Raw genomic sequence first — 16689 nt, 5'->3', positions numbered from 1 at the left:
GGATCAATGGCGTAATGAAAAAGAAACCGCAAAGGTAACTGATGTTTATGGCAAAGAAAAAAGGTTTGTAATATAAATCATTACAAACCCTTTTCATTATTGAAGTCAAAAGTCAATCGTTAATTGTACCAGTCTACCTGCAGGTAGTCGGCTTCGCCCTGGGTATTGGCTACGTTTACAAAGCCCACATTGGTGCCGATCAGTTTTTGTGCGTCGATATTGAATACCTGCACGTTGTTTACATAACCGATCCAGCGGTTGCCCCTTTGTTCGAGTCTCAGGTCGTTCCAGTCGCCATTACCGCGGCCTGCGCCGGTCGTGTTACTTGCGGCTACAAGTGTCTGCACATTAGGTCCGTAGCCATTACCGCCTTCGTCGTAGAGGGCATACCTGCCATTATAATCTATGGTAAAACTGTAACCGTAGGTCTGGCTGTTTTCCCGGTAACCGAACAGCAATCCCATATTATTATTGGAGCCGATACGGGTATACAGGGTAAAATCGTTATAATAATTAAAACCTATATTTTTAGAAACATAATAGGCTTCTGATAAATCGTCGTTATAATCGAACTTGAACGTACCGTTGCTGACTACGCCATAGGCCTTATTGGCCTGATCGACAAAGTTCCAGTTGTTGTTATTGTTTTCAAATTCGTCGTCGTACGTATACTTCTGGGGTTGCGGCGGGGCCGGCACGTACCGGTCGTCCCTGAGACAGGAAGACAGGGTAAACATGACCAGGGCTGCAAGACTGAAAGCGGAAAATAGTTTGCTCATGGCGCTAATTTTTATATCCAATAGACATCATATCCGTAAAAAGGTTTAAGCCGGAACTTAAACCTGGTTACATATTTTAACGTAAAAAGACAGCCGGTTATTGCAGGGCTGCCAGGGCCTCTGTAAGCCTGCGGATACCTTCTCTGAGCGTGTCCATCGATGCGGCAAAGGAGAACCGGATACAATTATTATCGCCGAAGGCAGCGCCGCTTACACCGATCACATGACCGGTATGGAGCAGGTACATGGCCATATCGTCGGCATTGTTGATGGCCTGCCCGTTGTAAGACTTGCCATAGAACGACGACACATCGGGGAAGGCGTAAAAGGCGCCTTCGGGTGCGCTGATGCGTATACCCGGGATCGCCTGTAAAGCCGGGATAATGTACTCTTTACGCTCTTTAAAGGCTTTAACCATATCGAACGAGGGCGTAAGATCGGCCAGCAGGGCGGTAATGGCCGCGCGCTGTGCAATGGAATTAGCGCCGGAAGTAAACTGGCCCTGCAGCTTATCGCAGGCCTGGATCAGCTCTTTGGGCGCCGCCATATAACCCAGGCGCCAGCCGGTCATGGCAAAGCCTTTGGCAAAGCCATTCACCACCACGGTACGGTCGCGCAGTTCGGTAAACTGGGCAATGCTTTCGTGCCCGCCTACATAATTGATATATTCATAGATCTCATCGCTGATGATCACGATATCGGGATATTTAACAAATACATCGGCCAGGGCCCGCAGTTCTTCCCTGGAGTATACCGCGCCGGAGGGGTTGCAGGGCGAAGAGAAGATAAAGAGCCGGGTACGCCCGGTAATAGCCGCTTCCAGCTTCTCGGGTGTTATTTTAAAATGGTCTTCGATAGAACAGGGCACGAATACATTTTTGCCTTCAGCCAGCGATACCAGGGAGGCATAGGTAACCCAGAAAGGCGTCGGGATGATGGCTTCGTCGCCGGGGTTGATGATGCTCAGGATGGCATTGGCCAGCACCTGTTTGGCGCCGGTACTCACCATTACTTCTTCCGGTTTATAATCGAGGTTATTGTCTCTTTTCAGTTTGGTTACGATGGCCTCCCGCAGTTCTGCGAAACCGGCTATGGGCGGGTATTTGGTATACCCCTGGTTCATCGCTTCGGTGGCCGCATCGATAATGTGTTGCGGTGTTTTGAAGTCCGGTTCGCCCAGGCTCAGGTCGATCACATTGATCCCTTTTGCTTTAAGTTCCCGGCCCAGTTTGGCCATTAAGATCGTTTGCGGTTCTGATATTCGGTTGAGTCGTTGTGCTAATTGCATGTTCAGGTGTTTATATCCCCCGGTTATTTTTTTTGATGAACGAAGGTAAGGAAAGTTTTTGGCTACCGGCCCAGGGCTGCAGCGCTTTAATAAGAGATTTACAAGGTGTTAAAAGCAGGAATTTACCTGCCTCCGCCTATATTCAGGATGGCAAAATAGACAGGGTTCTGTAATTTTACCGGATGAAAACTGTTATCGGTAATAAGATCCAATTTACCCTCGAACAACGGCTGGATGTCGTACGAAGAATCGAGCATATTATCCATGAGGCCGGCCTGTCGGCGCAGCTGAAACTGGTCGACTGGAATGCGGAAATGGACTTTCCCGTGGTAGAGCCCCTGAGCGTGATCGAACAACTGCCGCCCGCGCTCCGGTTTAAATACCTGACCCTCATTAACCGCATCATCGAAGTATCGCTGTAACACGACAGGACAAATAAACATTTTCCGCTATAACAAATGTCAATTTGTCCACTTTTATGCCTTTGGAATGATGATTGTACTTTAATTGGCTATACCTCTATAGAAAATAAAAAACGAATCATAATATGCAGGAAAAAGGCAATATCTCCATTCACACGGAAAACATCTTTCCGATCATTAAAAAGTTCTTGTATTCCGACAACGAAATCTTCCTCCGGGAACTGGTTTCCAATGCCGTGGATGCAACACAAAAGCTGAAAAGGCTCTCTTCGCTGGGCGAATTTAACGGCGATACGGACGGGCTGCAGGTCGAAATTAAAGTAGATGCCGACCGCAAGACCATTACCATCAGCGACCAGGGTATCGGTATGACTGCCGAAGAAATCAAGAAATACATCAACCAGGTGGCATTTTCGGGTGCTACCGAGTTTATGGAAAAATTCAAAGAGGCAAAAGACGCCAAAGAGATCATCGGTAAATTCGGCCTGGGCTTTTACTCTGCTTTCATGGTAGCCGATAAGGTAGAGATCAATACCCTATCCTACCAGCAAGGTGCACAACCCGCCCGCTGGATCTGCGATGGCAGTACCGAGTTTGAAATTACCGACGGCGACCGCGCTACCCGCGGCACCGAAATTACCCTGTACATCAACGAGGAGTCGGAAGAGTTCCTGGAAGAGTCAAAATTGCGGGGTATCCTCAATAAATACTGCCAGTTCTTACCGGTGCCCATCAAATTCGGCACCCGCACCGAGCGCGAGCCCGATGGCGAAGATGAAGAAGGCAAACCTAAGTTTAAAGAAGTAACGGTAGACGATATCATCAATAATACCGCGCCTATCTGGACCAAAGCTCCGGGCGAACTTTCCGACGAAGATTACCTCAACTTCTACCGCGAACTGTACCCCTTCTCCGAGGAGCCGCTGTTCTGGATCCACCTGAACGTGGACTATCCCTTCAACCTTACCGGCGTACTGTACTTCCCTAAGATCAAGAACGAACTGGAACTGCAGCGCAATAAGATCAAACTGTTCAGCCGCCAGGTATTTATTACCGACGAGGTAAAAGATATCGTGCCCGAATTCCTGATGCTGCTGCACGGCGTTATCGACAGCCCGGATATCCCCCTGAACGTGTCGCGCAGCTTCCTCCAGGCCGATGGCAATGTAAAAAAGATCAACAACTATGTTACCCGCAAGGTAGCCGACAAACTTTCAGAGCTGTTTAAAACAGACCGCAAATCCTTCGAGGAAAAATGGGCGGATATCGGCCTGTTCGTAAAATACGGTATGATCAGCGAAGAGAAATTCTACGACAAAGCCAAAGACTTCGTACTGCTGGAGAATGTCAATAAGGAATTCTTTACCCTGGAAGAATACCACAATAAAACCAAAGACCTGCAGACCGACAAGGAAGGCAATGTGGTTTACCTGTACAGCAATGACCCGGCCAGGCAGCATAGCTTTATCCAGGGTGCAGAAAAAAGAGGTTACGATGTGCTGCTGATGAACTCGCCGCTCGACAACCACTTTATAGGCCAGATGGAAAGCAAACTGGAAAAAGTACGAATGAAACGCGTAGATGCCGACGTAGTGGACAAGCTGATCGAAAAAGAGGAAAAGATCGAAAGCATACTGAGCGAAGACCAGAGCAAAATGGTGAAAGACCTCTTCGATAAGGCCATCAACAAACCAATGATGGATGTGGAAGTGACCGGCCTGAGCCCCGACGAACTGCCGGTAACCGTAACTATGGACGAGTTTATGCGCAGGATGAAGGAAATGGCCAAAACCGGTGGTGGTATGATGAACTTCTACGGTTCTATGCCCGACAAATACAAAGTGTCTGTAAACGGCAACCACAAACTGATACAGCTGATGCTGAACAGTAAAGACGAAGCTACCCAACAGCAACTGGCCCGCCAGGCCTTCGACCTGGCACTGCTTTCGCAGGGCATGCTTACCGGCGCCGATCTTACCGAGTTCGTAAACCGCAGCGTAGCGCTTATCGGCCAGAACTAAGGAACAGCAATACGATACAACAGCGGCCTGCAGTACACCTGCAGGCCGCTTTCTTTATTGTCCTTATCAATTTATCATACAAAAGCGCTGAAGCCGGTAATGGCCCGGCCTACGATCAGCGAGTTGATCTCCTTGGTACCTTCGTAGGAGTAAATGGCTTCGGCGTCGGCTACAAAGCGGGCTACGTTATGCTCCAGCAGGATGCCGTTACCACCCATTACCTCGCGGGCCTTACTTACGACATCGCGGGTACGCAGCGAGCAGAATACCTTGGCCAGTGAGGCATGTTCGTCCTTAAGCATGCCCTGGTCCTGCAATTCAGACAGGCGGTATACCATGGTCTGCATAGCCGTTACATTGGAAAGCATCTCTACGAGGTGGTTCTGGACCAACTGGAAGGCGGCGATGGGCTTGCCGAATTGCTTCCGTTTGCGGGTATAATCGAGGGCATGTTCATAAGCGCCGCGGGCACAACCAACGGCCTGCCAGGCCACACCGGCGCGGGTCATGCGCAACACCTCGGCCGTATCTTTAAACGAACGTGCATGCTGCAGCCGGTCAGATTCGGCCACCACACAGTCCGTAAGCGTAATGAGGCCGTTCTGTACGATACGCAGCGCCATTTTATCATGCATCTTTTTTACTTCGAAGCCCGGCGTATCCTTACGCAGCAGGAAACCTTTGACTTCGTTATCGTCTACGTCACGCGCCCAGATTACCAGTACATCGGCAAAGGTGGCATTGCCGATCCATTTCTTTTGCCCGTTCAATATCCATTTGTCGCCATCACGTTTGGCCGTAGTGGTCAGGCCGCCGGCCGCTCCCGAACCTACTTCCGGCTCGGTAAGCCCGAAAGCCCCCATGATCTTCAACTGCTGCATACCGGGCAGCCATTCCTGTTTCTGTTCTTCGGAGCCCAGCAGGTAGATCGAGCCCATGGCCAAACCACTCTGTACGCCAAAAAAAGTAGAGATCGAAGTATCGACGCGGGCCAGTTCCATAGCGATTATGCCCTCCATCAGGAAAGAACGGTTAGGACAGCCATACCCTTCGTAGGTAACGCCGCAGATATTAAGTTCGGCCAGCTTCGGGATGATTTCGAATGGGAATTCGGCGTTCAGCCAGTATTCGTTGACGATAGGTTGTATTTCCTGCTCCATAAAGGTGCGCACTTTCAGCTGCAGCGCCCGATCTTCTTCGCTGAGCTTATGGCTGATATCGTAAAAATCGCCGGTAACGGGCGGCAGCTCTTTTTTAGCATGCCCGCCGGAACGCAGCATTTTCATCAGGCCCGCCAATTGCTGGTCGTCGAGCCGGCCCACGGCCTCCATAACCTGCGGCAGGTCTATCTTTTGCGACAAACGCCCCAAGGCATCCAAGTCGATATGCTTCCATAACTGGTACGCTTCTTTTATTTTCGAAAACATAGGCTTTTTATTTTGTTTGCATAGCCGGCATACTCTGCGAAGCTGCAGGCGCCGGCAATAAGGAAGACAAACAAAGCCGTAAATTGTTAGGAAGCGCAGTTATTTATTTTTCAGTCCGCCACATAGCCGGGAGCCGGCAAGTTATCTAAGCCTGGTGTTCCCGCTCCGGCAGTGCTTCTACCGGCTTGTCCTGTAGTTGCACGCGGGGCACGATCCTTTTGCGGTAATACACCTGGTAAGCGGCGATCAGTATAATACCTGCCACGCCTTCGAAAGCCAGCGTATACTCGAGGCCCCAGCGTTCGGCCATAAAACCGACCAGCAGGCTACCCACGGGCAGCATGCCCTGGAAGGCCATCAGGTAATAACTTACCGTACGACCGCGCATCTCGGGCAGCGAATGGGTTTGCAGGTAAGTATTGATGGATGAGGTTTGTATCATCATACCGATCGTGGCCAGCATGGTACAGATCAGCGCGATGACCAGGGTCGGCGAAAAAGCCAGCAGGATAAGCCCGATGGCGAACAGGAAGGAAGCCACGATCGTAATGTGCGCTATATTACGACCCGGTTTAAGCGCCGCCATATAAATAGCGCCGGCCATAGCGCCCAGGCCACCCGCACTTTCGAACCAGCTGAAGGTTTCGGCATTACCATTAAAAACCTGTTTGGCAATTACGGGCAGCAAGGTGGTAAAAGGAATCACGACCAGGCTGGAACAAGCCAGCAATACGATGAGCGAGGACTGGTCGGGTTCGGCTTTCAGGTACTGGTAACCGTCACGCAGCTCGCTCCACACATCCTGCTCGTGCGGCTCCGACGTTTTTTTATCCAGCTTCATATAAAAGAGACAGACCAGTACGACGATAAAACTGAGGAAGTTGATCAGGAAACAGGCCTCCTCCCCGATGGTGCTCAGCGTTACCCCGGCAATGGCCGGCCCGATAAGCCTCGCTGCATTAAATACGGAAGAGTTGAGTGCGATGGCATTGGGCAGGTCTTCTTTTTCGGGTACAATCTCGGCCATCATCGACTGCCGGCCGGTATTGTCGAACGCGGCAATGATACCCTGGGCCAGGCTCAGCAGGCATATAGCGGGTATACTGTACCATTTAAGCCATACCAGCAGGGCCATGGCCCCGGCCTGGATCATCAGTGCCAGCTGTGTGGCTTTTACGACCCGGTACTTATTATGCCGGTCTACGAAGCTGCCCGCGTAGGGCGACAGTACCAGCGAAGGAATAAGACTCAAAAAACTGACCAGGCCAAGCAGGAAAGCGGAACCTGTTATGCGGTAAACCAACCAGCTGATGGCTACCCTTTGCATCCAGGTGCCGATCAGCGATACAAACTGACCGGTAATGTGCAGTCTGTAATTATAATATTTAAAAGAGCGAAACATCGTCATATCAGAACCATCATTTTTTATATACAACCGGGACGTAAACCTGTGCCCGGCAGTTTAACCATTGTGCGCTGCCAGCCGCTGCAACAGGGGCAGGCAGGATACGATCGTTTTCATTTCCTTTTCGGAAAACAGATCGCTCATGGCCATGGCCAGCCATTCGTTTTTTTGCTGCCAGTTATCCTGCAGTATCTTCTCTCCGCGGGGGGTAAGCGAAAGCGCGGTCTTCCGCTTGTCTGTCTTGTCGGCTTTCTTACGGATGCAACCGGCCTCGTCGAGTTTATTGATGACCTGCGAAATGGCCTGGGCAGATATCCGCTCCAGCTCGGACAGCTCGGAGGGCAACAGGCTGCCATGCTCATGCAGCAGGCTCAGCGTAAGCAGATCGGTATGCGAAAAGGGCAGGTTGGCGCTCTGCCTGCGCAGGTTGCGCACCAGGCGGGTGGAGGTAGCACGTAGTGTGGAAGCTATTTCAAGAGGAAGATCGGCCATAAAAGGTAAATTAACTTTACAAAGTTACTTAATAAAGTAGCTTTACCAATTTTAAAAATCGGTTTACCCGATCATTAACTTTTATAGCCCTATAAAACGAAACCCGCATCCTGGCCGGGACGCGGGTTTCAACTATAGTAAAAGCGGGTGCTACAGCCGCACCAGCTTAATATGCTCCCGGTTGCTGCCGGTGTACAGGGATATGGTATAAATACCCGGCACTACCGTGTTCAGCGGGACCTCGGCGATATTTTCGCCCCTTACTGCATGTACGGCATCGTTCTTCCAGATCAGGTTACCGTTCATATCACGCAACAGCAGGGTTACCTCCTGCACACCATTCATAAAAAACTGTACCCATACCTTATCTCCATGCGCCGGGCTGGGATAGGCTTTGAGCTCAAGCGCATAAACCGGGTTGCCGGCAGAGTCGACCGAAGGCAGGCGACGGCTATAGGTACGCGTCAGGAATTCGAGATGGGCCTTATCAAAGGAAGAAAAATCGCCCTGTTCGGTAATACCGAAATCGGCCAGGGCATAAATGCCCGACTTGATGGCGATCTCTTCCGGCGCCAGGTTGATGGTTTTTTTAGCAATATTGTAATCCATATAACCCACATGCTTTATGCCGGGAAAGGCCGCCGCAGCCTGGCTTGCAGCCAGCCCGGTAAAAATATGGTCGGGGTGGTCGTTGACGTTGTAAGACTTGTCATGGTCCTGGTAGTTAATGGTTATATCCGATTTACCCCTGGTCTCTTCGGCAATGATGGTGCGAATCGTCGTTACCAGGTCGGACCAACCGTTATAGGTTTCGGATTCGTCTATCGCTGCTATGCGGTCAATGGTGCCGTTGTGCAGGTATTCAATGCTCTGTCCTTTATAACCGGATTTGAAACAACCGTCGGGCAGGCGCAGGAAATAGCTTCGCACATTTTTATACGGGTAACAGAGAATATCGTGGCCGTTAATGTTGACCGTACGTGTGCGGCAGCTGGAATCTACGCGGCTGCGCATATCCGAACAGAAGCGGATAGAGTTGAGCACGCCATGCTCCCTGGACCGTGCCAGCTTCATGTTTATCTGCGGCCGGCTACAGGTAGCGTCGCCCGAAGTCGTCAATATAAAAACAACTTTGTTGGTCGTATCCTGGATATCGACATAGGCATCGTTGCCCATAAATAACTGCCAGTCGTCGGGATGCGCGACTACATAAACGGAAACTTTATTCTGTGCCGGGGAAAGAAAAGGCAGGAGCAGAAAAATAAGAGCGGCAAACAAATACCGGGATACCATGCAACAAATTTATCGTACAAACGTAGGCATTCGTCCATAAATTATATGCTACCGGCCCGTTACCTAATTGTTAACGAATTTTAACACAAAAAAGCTGCCCCGTAAGAGGCAGCTTTGAACATATAAATATCTGTATTAATATTTTGGTGTAACACCCGTATAGTTCTGCGGGGTAATGGCCAGCAGTTCTTTTTTCACCTTGGCCGATACATCCAGTTTTTCGATAAAGGCATGCATGGTCTTTTTGGTAATACTTTGCTGTCCGCGGGTAAGGTCCTTCAGCGCTTCGTAAGGTTTCGGGAATTTCTCGCGACGCAGTACGGTTTGAATCGCCTCGGCTACGACGGCCCAGTTATTTTCGAGATCGTCGTTCAGTTTGGCTTCGTTCAATACCAGTTTACCCAAGCCTTTCTCCAGCGATTTTAATGCCAGGAAGCTATGCGCCACCGGTACACCGATATTGCGCAATACGGTAGAGTCGGTCAGGTCGCGCTGCAGGCGGCTGATGGGCAGTTTGGCGGCCAGGTGCTCGTACAGGGCATTGGCAACACCCAGGTTACCTTCAGCGTTTTCGAAATCGATCGGGTTTACCTTATGCGGCATAGCGCTCGATCCTACTTCACCTTTTACCGTTTTCTGCTTAAAATAGTCTACCGATACGTAGGTCCAGATATCGCGGCAGAAGTCGACCAGGATGGTGTTGATCCTTTTGAGCGCATCGAAATGGGCGGCCAGGTTATCATAGTGTTCGATCTGCGTGGTAAACTGCATGCGCTGCAGGCCCAGTTTTTCGTTCACGAACTGGTTGCCGAAAGCGATCCAGTCTTTTTTACCGAATGCTACATGATGCGCGTTAAAGTTGCCCGTAGCGCCGCCAAACTTGGCAGCGAAAGGAATATAAGCAAACAGCTCCACCTGGTTCTGCAACCTTTCTACAAATACCATGAGCTCTTTGCCGAGAGTAGTAGGCGATGCCGCCTGGCCATGGGTACGGGCCAGCATGGGCACATGACTCCAGGATTTGGCCATCTTTTCGAGCGTAGACACCAGGTTCAGTAACGCGGGCAGGAAAACCTCTTCCAGCGCTTCTTTCCACAGCAGGGGTACGGAAGTATTGTTTACGTCCTGGGAGGTAAGACCGAAATGCACCCACTCGGAGCACTCTTCGCCGCCAAGCGCCTGCAGTTGTTCTTTAATAAAATACTCTACGGCTTTCACATCGTGATTGGTGACGCGTTCGGTATTTTTTACCTGCTGGGCCTGTTCTTCCGTCAGCTCTTGGTAAATAGCGCGCAGCTTTGCGGGCTTCAGTTTTGCGGGCAGCTTGAAGATACCGGCTTCGGCAAGGGCGAGAAAATATTCGATCTCTACCCGGATGCGGTAACGGATCAGTCCGAATTCAGAAAAATAAGGAGCGAGCTCTTCCAGCTGCTTGCGGTAGCGGCCATCTACGGGGCTAATGGCGGAAAGTGGCGTTAAATTCATGGGTGCAAAAGTAATAAAATCCGTAACGCCCCGGAACTTTTTAAATACCGCCATGGGAATTGCCGCTCCCAGGGGAATAAAAATATTTTTCCGGGCAGGTGTAACTTTTTCTGACCGGGCACGATGTATAGCCAGGAATATCTCGGCAACGTATATTATCTTTCGCCCGGCAATACAACCGGGCAGGCGGCAGTGTGCGCTTACCGGTACCCTGACTTTTAAACAGGACCGGAGGCAATAGGAGCAAGGCCTGCGGGTTGATCATTGCCGAAGCATAAAATGTCGAAGATAAACCGCCTTTTGTCGAAAAATGAACATTGTTGCGCACCAGTGCTGCTAGTTTTGCCTGAGTTTGTACCGGCATACCGGTAGCGCGACGCCGGCGCAGGCCGGCCCATTAAAACCAGTACACCCCATTTATAGATACAACATCAATTCCAGTGCATGAAAACCACATTATCTACCCTTTTGTTCCTTTGCCTTTTTGCGGGCGGCGCCTTTGCCCTGACCATAAAAGGAAAGATCACCGATGAGACGGGCGCTGCCCTGCCCTTTGCCACCGTACTGGAAAAAGGTACGGCCAACGGTACCTCGGCCAATGGTGATGGCTATTACACCCTGGAGCTCAGCAATGGCGCCCATACCCTCAGCTGCCAGTACATCGGTTACAAGACCGTAACCAAACAGGTAAACGGCGATGCCACAACAACGGTCAATTTCCAGCTGAACCCGCAAACGCTGGAAGTTAAAGAAGTAACGGTAAAAGCCAACGGCGAAGACCCCGCCTACCCGATTATGCGCAAGGTGATCGAACGTCGCAAATACCATGAGCAACTGATCCGCACACTCGAATCCGACATCTACCTGAAAGGCACACTGCGCCTGCAATCCAAGATCACCTCTTTCATGGGCAAAAAACTAAAGGTCAACGACCAGGATGCCGTGAACGACGGACTGGGCCTGGATTCTACGGGTAAAGGCATTATCTACCTGCTCGAACAGTATACCCAATACGCCTTTAAAGCGCCTTCGAAGGAATATACCCGGGTAGTATCGGTACGCCAGAGCGGCGACCCGCAGGGACTTGGCTTTAATACGATGCCCCCGATCATCAATATATACGCCAACAATATCAAGATTATGGAAGGCCTGAATGAACGCGGGTTTATTTCGCCGGCCAACAGCAATGCATTTCTTTACTACCGTTATAAGTTCCTGGGCAGTTATATGGAAGGCGACCGCATGATCAATAAGATCCAGGTAACGCCTAAAAGGAAATTCGAGCCTTTATTTACCGGGTATGTATATGTAGTCGACGACGAATGGGTGTTCCAGAGCGTGGAATTGACCCTGGGCAAGGAGTCGCAGATCCAGAATATCGATACCCTGCGCCTGGAGCAGTACTACGTGCCGGTAGCTAAAGATGTATGGACTATACACAGCCAGGTGCTTTATCCTGTACTCAATATACTGGGCATTAATATTTCCGGCAACTTCCTGACGGCCTACAAAAACATGAAGATCAACCAGCCGATCAGCGACGACCGTTTTGCCGGCAAGATTATTTCTTCTTACGACTCCTCCGCTACTGAACGCAGCGCCGCCTACTGGGATACCCTGCGCCCGGTACCTTTGGAAACAGATGAAGTAAAAGATTACCGCGTAAAGGACAGCCTGTATACTTTCAAGAAGGCGAAACAGGATTCACTTAGCCGTATTCCCAGCCGGGAGCTCGGTGTAGGTGCATTCCTGCTGTCGGGTCCTACGATAAAAGTGGGTAAGAATACCTGGAGCATGAGGCCCCTGATAAGCTCTATTGCCTACAATACCGTAGAAGGCCTGAACGCCACACTGGGCCTGCGCTGGGACCACCGCATCAACGAAGACAAGGTATATGCGCTGGAGCTTCTGAACCGCTACGGGTTTAGCAACAGCCGTTACAATGCGCTCCTTAAATATAACTATGCCCTGCAGGACCCGGCCTGGAAAGGCCGTACCTGGCGCTTCGGGCTGCAAGGCGGACAATACGTATACCAGCTCAATAATAACGATCCTATTACACCCCTGATCAACGAGGCCTATACCTTGTTCGGCGGACAGAATTACATGAAGTTATACCAGGCGCGCCTGGGCAGGTTCAATGTTTCCCGCGAATGGGGCAATGGACTGAAAGCCTCACTGGGATTGGCTTACGAGCAACGTTTACCGCTCGAAAACACCACCGACTACACCTTCAGCGACAAGCAAAAGGTAAACCTGACGCCTAACCAGCCGGGCACCCTGCCCCTGTTCGAAGCGCATAAAGCCGCAGTGATCAATGCATCCATCAGTTACCAACCGGGCTGGAAGTATACGCAATACCCTAAGTATAAATCGCCCCAGAGCAGCGATGCACCGGTATTTACAGCGCGTTACACGAAAGGTATACCCAATATCTTCGACAGTAAATCGGACTTTGATAAATGGAGTGCCGAGGTAGAACATAAGATCCGGATGCGTTTACTGGGCCGCCTCGACTACCGGGTAATGGCCGGCGGCTTCCTCAACAGGAATTATGTGGGCATACCGGATATGAAGCACTTGTTCGGCAACCAGACCTTCCTGGCCAACCCTTACCTGAACAGCTTCCAGCTGGCGCCTTATTATAAGTACAGCAATACCGCCGACTTTTATGTGCAGGCCCATGCCGAATGGCATCTTGGCGGCCTGCTGACCAATAAGATACCGGTATTCAGGAGGCTGGACTGGTACCTGGTAGGCGGTTCGAACGCCCTGTACATCAATAAGGACAACTACTATGCAGAAGTATTCGTAGGACTGGAAAACATCGGTATTAAAATGGTGCGCTTCGGCCGTGTAGACCTGATTGCCGGTTACGAGAGCGGTAAAGGCAAACCTTCGGTGGGCGTGCGTATCGGCTTTGGCGAAGTGTTGTGGCAATTGCTCGGCGTAAAGAATACCCGCGGCGAATAAACACCGATCGTGTAATATATGAAGCGGCCCTTGTCTGGTAGACAAGGGCCGCTTTTTTCCGGATAACGGCCATAGCCGCCGGTAAATTATACCTGGTGCTGTGTTAGCATTTGAGGTTGGTAATCCCGTGACAGGATATCGGATCGATCTGGGAAGCCTGGCAATCTACACGCAGTGTAGGGCAGTTGGCAAATGTTGGGGGTAAAGTGGTAATGGTAGCACAGGGACGTTCTACGCTGGCTGCGCCGCCCAGTACCTGGTCTTTCTGTAAGTCGTTCAGGGAAGAGATTACATTTTTTTCGATGGACAGTTTTGCATTGAGGCTTTTCTTTTTCATGTTTACTGGTTTTTTTAAAATTAAAAAATGAATATAAAGGCAGCGCTGTTATCCGATTTTTCAATAATAATTAGTTTTCAAAGAAATAGCACGTTCCGGGGCAAATTAAAAAAAACTATAACATTATTTTATTAGTTATCAACAGCTGTTTTTACAGGCATAAAAAAAGCAGGTAAGCGTATTACCTGCCTGTATTTTTTCACCCTGTGGCGCCTGATCAGGCGGGCCAGGGCCAGTAGCTGCAGATCAGTATTGCGGTAATGATACCGACCAGGTCGGCCAGCAGCATAGCGCCTATGGCATACCGGGTATTTTTCACACCCACCGCGCCAAAGTAAACGGCAATTACATAAAAGGTAGTGTCGGAGCTGCCCTGGAACACGCTGCTGAGCCGGCCCGCAAAAGAATCGGGACCGAATACCTTCATCGTATCCACCATCATACCCCGGGCGCCGCTGCCACTGAGGGGTTTGATGAGGGCAGTAGGCAAGGCATCTACGAAGCCGGTATTCATATGCATCAGTCCGAACAGGTATTTGAGCCCATTGGTAACCAGGTCGAATACACCGCTGGTACGCAGCAGGCTGATGGCGACGAGCATACCGACAAGGTAGGGAATAATCTTAACCGAAGTTTCGAAACCGCCCTTGGCGCCCTCTACAAAGGCGTCGAACACATTGATCTTTTTATACAAAGCGCCCACAACGATCAGCAGGAAGATCAGCAGGATAAGGCCATTGCTCAGTGTTGCGGAAAATAGCTCCATATCCGCTTTATCCAGGCTGGCAATATATCTGATCATGAGGGCGATGAGCGCCGATATACCGAGTATCCAGCCCAGGATAACCGGCTGGAACAGGTTGATCTTCTGCCGCAGGGATACGATGATCATAGCGGCCACGGTGGCCACGAAGGTGGCGATCATACAGGGCAGGAAGATATCGGTGGGATTGGCCGCGTTCATCTTGGCCCGGATGGCGATAATGGAAACCGGTATCAGGGTAAGGCCTGCGGCATGCAGGCAAAGAAACATGATCTGGGCATTGGTGGCCCTGGTCTTGTCGGGGTTGAGCTCCTGCAGGCTTTCCATGGCCTTGATGCCGAAAGGTGTGGCTGCATTGTCCAGCCCCAGCAGGTTGGCTGAAAAATTAAGCATCATATGCCCCATAGCCGGGTGGCCCCGGGGCACATCGGGAAAGAGCCTGCCGAAAAAGGGACCGATAATGCGGGACAAAAGCCGTATCCCACCTGCGTTTTCGGCGATCTTCATAAAACCCATGAACAGGGCCATGATACCGATCAGGCCGATACAAATCTCCACCGCGGTTTTACAGGTGGCCAATACCCCATCGGCCGCCTGCTCCTTATAAACCAGGTAGGCACCTTCCGGGGTTTTAAGAATACGGTCTTCCCCTTTTTTGTATTCGGCCTTGCCCTCGAGTTGCAGCAGTACCTGTTGCGGCACATTGCTGCTGTCGTAGCGGAGGGTCATGGCCGTATCGCCTGACTTACCGGTTACCATTTTACTGTAGATATGCCGGTTGCCGCCGGGGGTAACATACTGGAGAGCCGCGGCGAATACCGCGATAAGTATAAAAGCGCTCCATATCCTGCTTAAGGCCATATTGTATAAAGGTACAGATGTGGGGTTGACGATACAAGCGATGGCCGGCAATTACTGGCGGCCATCGGGTTACGGGAAACGAATATAGTTAAAAATGCGGCAAGCTCAATACCCGGTAAACGGAACAGCCTGTGTTGAGGAGTTCCGCGGTTTTCCGGGGATACCTTCTTTTGGCAGGCGGTAAGCAATAGCAAACCCAGGCCTGCAAGCATCGTTAAATGGTGCTGCATCTTATTGGTGATAAAAAAATAAACCATAAAAAATCCGCCAATTCGAAGCGCAAACGTATACCTCAGCATGGTTTTCCGGATGACAAAAACCAACCTGCCCCGTTTTTTATCTGCATTAAAAATTGCCAGGGGCCGGCGAAGATAACGAATTAGGCATACACGGTTTCTTATTAGCGAAACCCATTAATTATCATTTACTAAAGGGGCATTTTATGCCCTCGGCACCGGCGAACTTCGGTGGGCATTTAAACCGCGCGATCCACCGCTTGCACTCAATTTTCTTTTTTAACTAACCATCCGAAACACTGCTTATGAAAAGTTTCTTTATGATCCCGGCATTACTCCTGCTTTCGCATATCGGTTTTGCCCAGGCCAAAAACATTAAGATCAACAATACGACCGGTTGTACCATCCACCTGTCGTTGCGCTTGTCGGAACCGACCATTGATCCCTGCGCACCGAAATATGAAGGAGCCGAATTTGCCGTGCCGCCCTTTACGGTAATGACCTTCGATTATACCAATTATCCTGGGTCTGCGGCTTCGGGCGCCCAGTACTTTCTTTATGCTAAAATATTCCAGGCGGCTTCGGGCTCGGGTTGTACGGGCCTGGGCGATGCCGTGGGCGTGGGTGAAACCTGCTCCGGCTTTCCCCAGTCGGCTATGGTTAAGGCACACGAATCCAACTGCACCGTATGTGGCGACGTAAAAGCCATCTGGTACCCCCAGCCTAACCCCAATGACTATGCTATACTCGAAATAATTCCCTGATAGCAACATCCGTACAGGTTGCGCCGGTTATAAATGCAACCAGGCACAGGGCAGTCCTTTTGCAGGACTGCCCTTTTTAGGAATAGCGGCTTATTACAGGGGGCACTAAAAACTTTAATTCGTTGAATAATTGCTTATTTTCG

13 protein-coding genes are annotated in these 16689 nt (G+C 50.5%); 4 read left to right on the top strand and 9 right to left on the bottom strand.

What is annotated here, in order from left to right; all coding sequences use genetic code 11:
* Window positions 1-119: 119 nt before the first annotated feature.
* On the bottom strand, window positions 120-779 hold the full coding sequence (locus B0I18_RS11755; RefSeq protein WP_106522899.1) for a LamG domain-containing protein: 660 nt from the start codon (window positions 777-779) through the stop codon (window positions 120-122).
* Between the two features lie 97 nt (window positions 780-876).
* Window positions 877-2067 carry a pyridoxal phosphate-dependent aminotransferase gene (locus tag B0I18_RS11750; protein ID WP_106522898.1) on the bottom strand — a complete coding sequence of 397 codons (1191 nt, stop codon included), beginning with the start codon at window positions 2065-2067 and terminating at the stop codon, window positions 877-879.
* Between the two features lie 182 nt (window positions 2068-2249).
* Between B0I18_RS11750 and B0I18_RS11745 the strand changes: the two genes are divergently transcribed.
* Together B0I18_RS11745 and htpG are read left to right on the top strand one after the other, a co-directional pair.
* Complete coding sequence (locus B0I18_RS11745; RefSeq protein WP_106522897.1) at window positions 2250-2489, top strand: hypothetical protein; 240 nt, start codon at window positions 2250-2252, stop codon at window positions 2487-2489.
* Window positions 2490-2614: 125 nt separating this feature from the next.
* Entirely contained in the window at window positions 2615-4510 is a 1896-nt protein-coding gene (htpG, locus tag B0I18_RS11740; protein WP_106522896.1) for a molecular chaperone HtpG, read from the top strand.
* A 74-nt stretch (window positions 4511-4584) separates the two neighbouring features.
* Here htpG and B0I18_RS11735 read toward each other — a convergent pair whose 3' ends face one another.
* The 5 genes from B0I18_RS11735 to purB form a co-directional block, all read right to left on the bottom strand.
* Window positions 4585-5937 carry an acyl-CoA dehydrogenase family protein gene (locus B0I18_RS11735; RefSeq protein WP_106522895.1) on the bottom strand — a complete coding sequence of 451 codons (1353 nt, stop codon included), beginning with the start codon at window positions 5935-5937 and terminating at the stop codon, window positions 4585-4587.
* A 145-nt stretch (window positions 5938-6082) separates the two neighbouring features.
* A complete protein-coding gene (locus B0I18_RS11730; RefSeq protein WP_181358436.1) occupies window positions 6083-7345 on the bottom strand; it encodes an MFS transporter in 1263 nt (420 codons plus the stop codon).
* A 54-nt stretch (window positions 7346-7399) separates the two neighbouring features.
* Window positions 7400-7834, bottom strand: a complete 435-nt coding sequence (locus B0I18_RS11725; RefSeq protein WP_106522894.1) for a MarR family winged helix-turn-helix transcriptional regulator — start codon at window positions 7832-7834, stop codon at window positions 7400-7402.
* A gap of 150 nt (window positions 7835-7984) precedes the next feature.
* Window positions 7985-9127: a T9SS type A sorting domain-containing protein gene (locus B0I18_RS11720; RefSeq protein ID WP_106522893.1), complete on the bottom strand. Its 1143-nt coding sequence runs from the start codon at window positions 9125-9127 to the stop codon at window positions 7985-7987.
* A 135-nt stretch (window positions 9128-9262) separates the two neighbouring features.
* A complete protein-coding gene (gene purB / locus B0I18_RS11715; RefSeq protein WP_106522986.1) occupies window positions 9263-10612 on the bottom strand; it encodes an adenylosuccinate lyase in 1350 nt (449 codons plus the stop codon).
* Between the two features lie 444 nt (window positions 10613-11056).
* On the opposite strand from purB, the gene B0I18_RS11705 reads away from it, so the two are divergent.
* A complete protein-coding gene (locus B0I18_RS11705) occupies window positions 11057-13585 on the top strand; it encodes a DUF5686 and carboxypeptidase regulatory-like domain-containing protein (RefSeq protein WP_106522891.1) in 2529 nt (842 codons plus the stop codon).
* A 103-nt stretch (window positions 13586-13688) separates the two neighbouring features.
* Here B0I18_RS11705 and B0I18_RS11700 read toward each other — a convergent pair whose 3' ends face one another.
* Window positions 13689-13922: a class I lanthipeptide gene (locus B0I18_RS11700; RefSeq protein WP_106522890.1), complete on the bottom strand. Its 234-nt coding sequence runs from the start codon at window positions 13920-13922 to the stop codon at window positions 13689-13691.
* Window positions 13923-14139: 217 nt separating this feature from the next.
* Window positions 14140-15546: a nucleoside recognition domain-containing protein gene (locus B0I18_RS11695; RefSeq protein WP_106522889.1), complete on the bottom strand. Its 1407-nt coding sequence runs from the start codon at window positions 15544-15546 to the stop codon at window positions 14140-14142.
* A gap of 541 nt (window positions 15547-16087) precedes the next feature.
* On the opposite strand from B0I18_RS11695, the gene B0I18_RS11690 reads away from it, so the two are divergent.
* The gene (locus B0I18_RS11690; protein WP_106522888.1) at window positions 16088-16546 is read left to right on the top strand and encodes a hypothetical protein; all 459 of its coding nucleotides are present in this window, start codon (window positions 16088-16090) and stop codon (window positions 16544-16546) included.
* The last annotated feature ends 143 nt before the right edge of the window (window positions 16547-16689 follow it).

It is taken from the genome of Taibaiella chishuiensis, assembly GCF_003014535.1.
In the GTDB taxonomy this organism is placed as follows: domain Bacteria; phylum Bacteroidota; class Bacteroidia; order Chitinophagales; family Chitinophagaceae; genus Taibaiella; species Taibaiella chishuiensis.
This window is presented reverse-complemented; position numbering and strand designations above follow the sequence as displayed.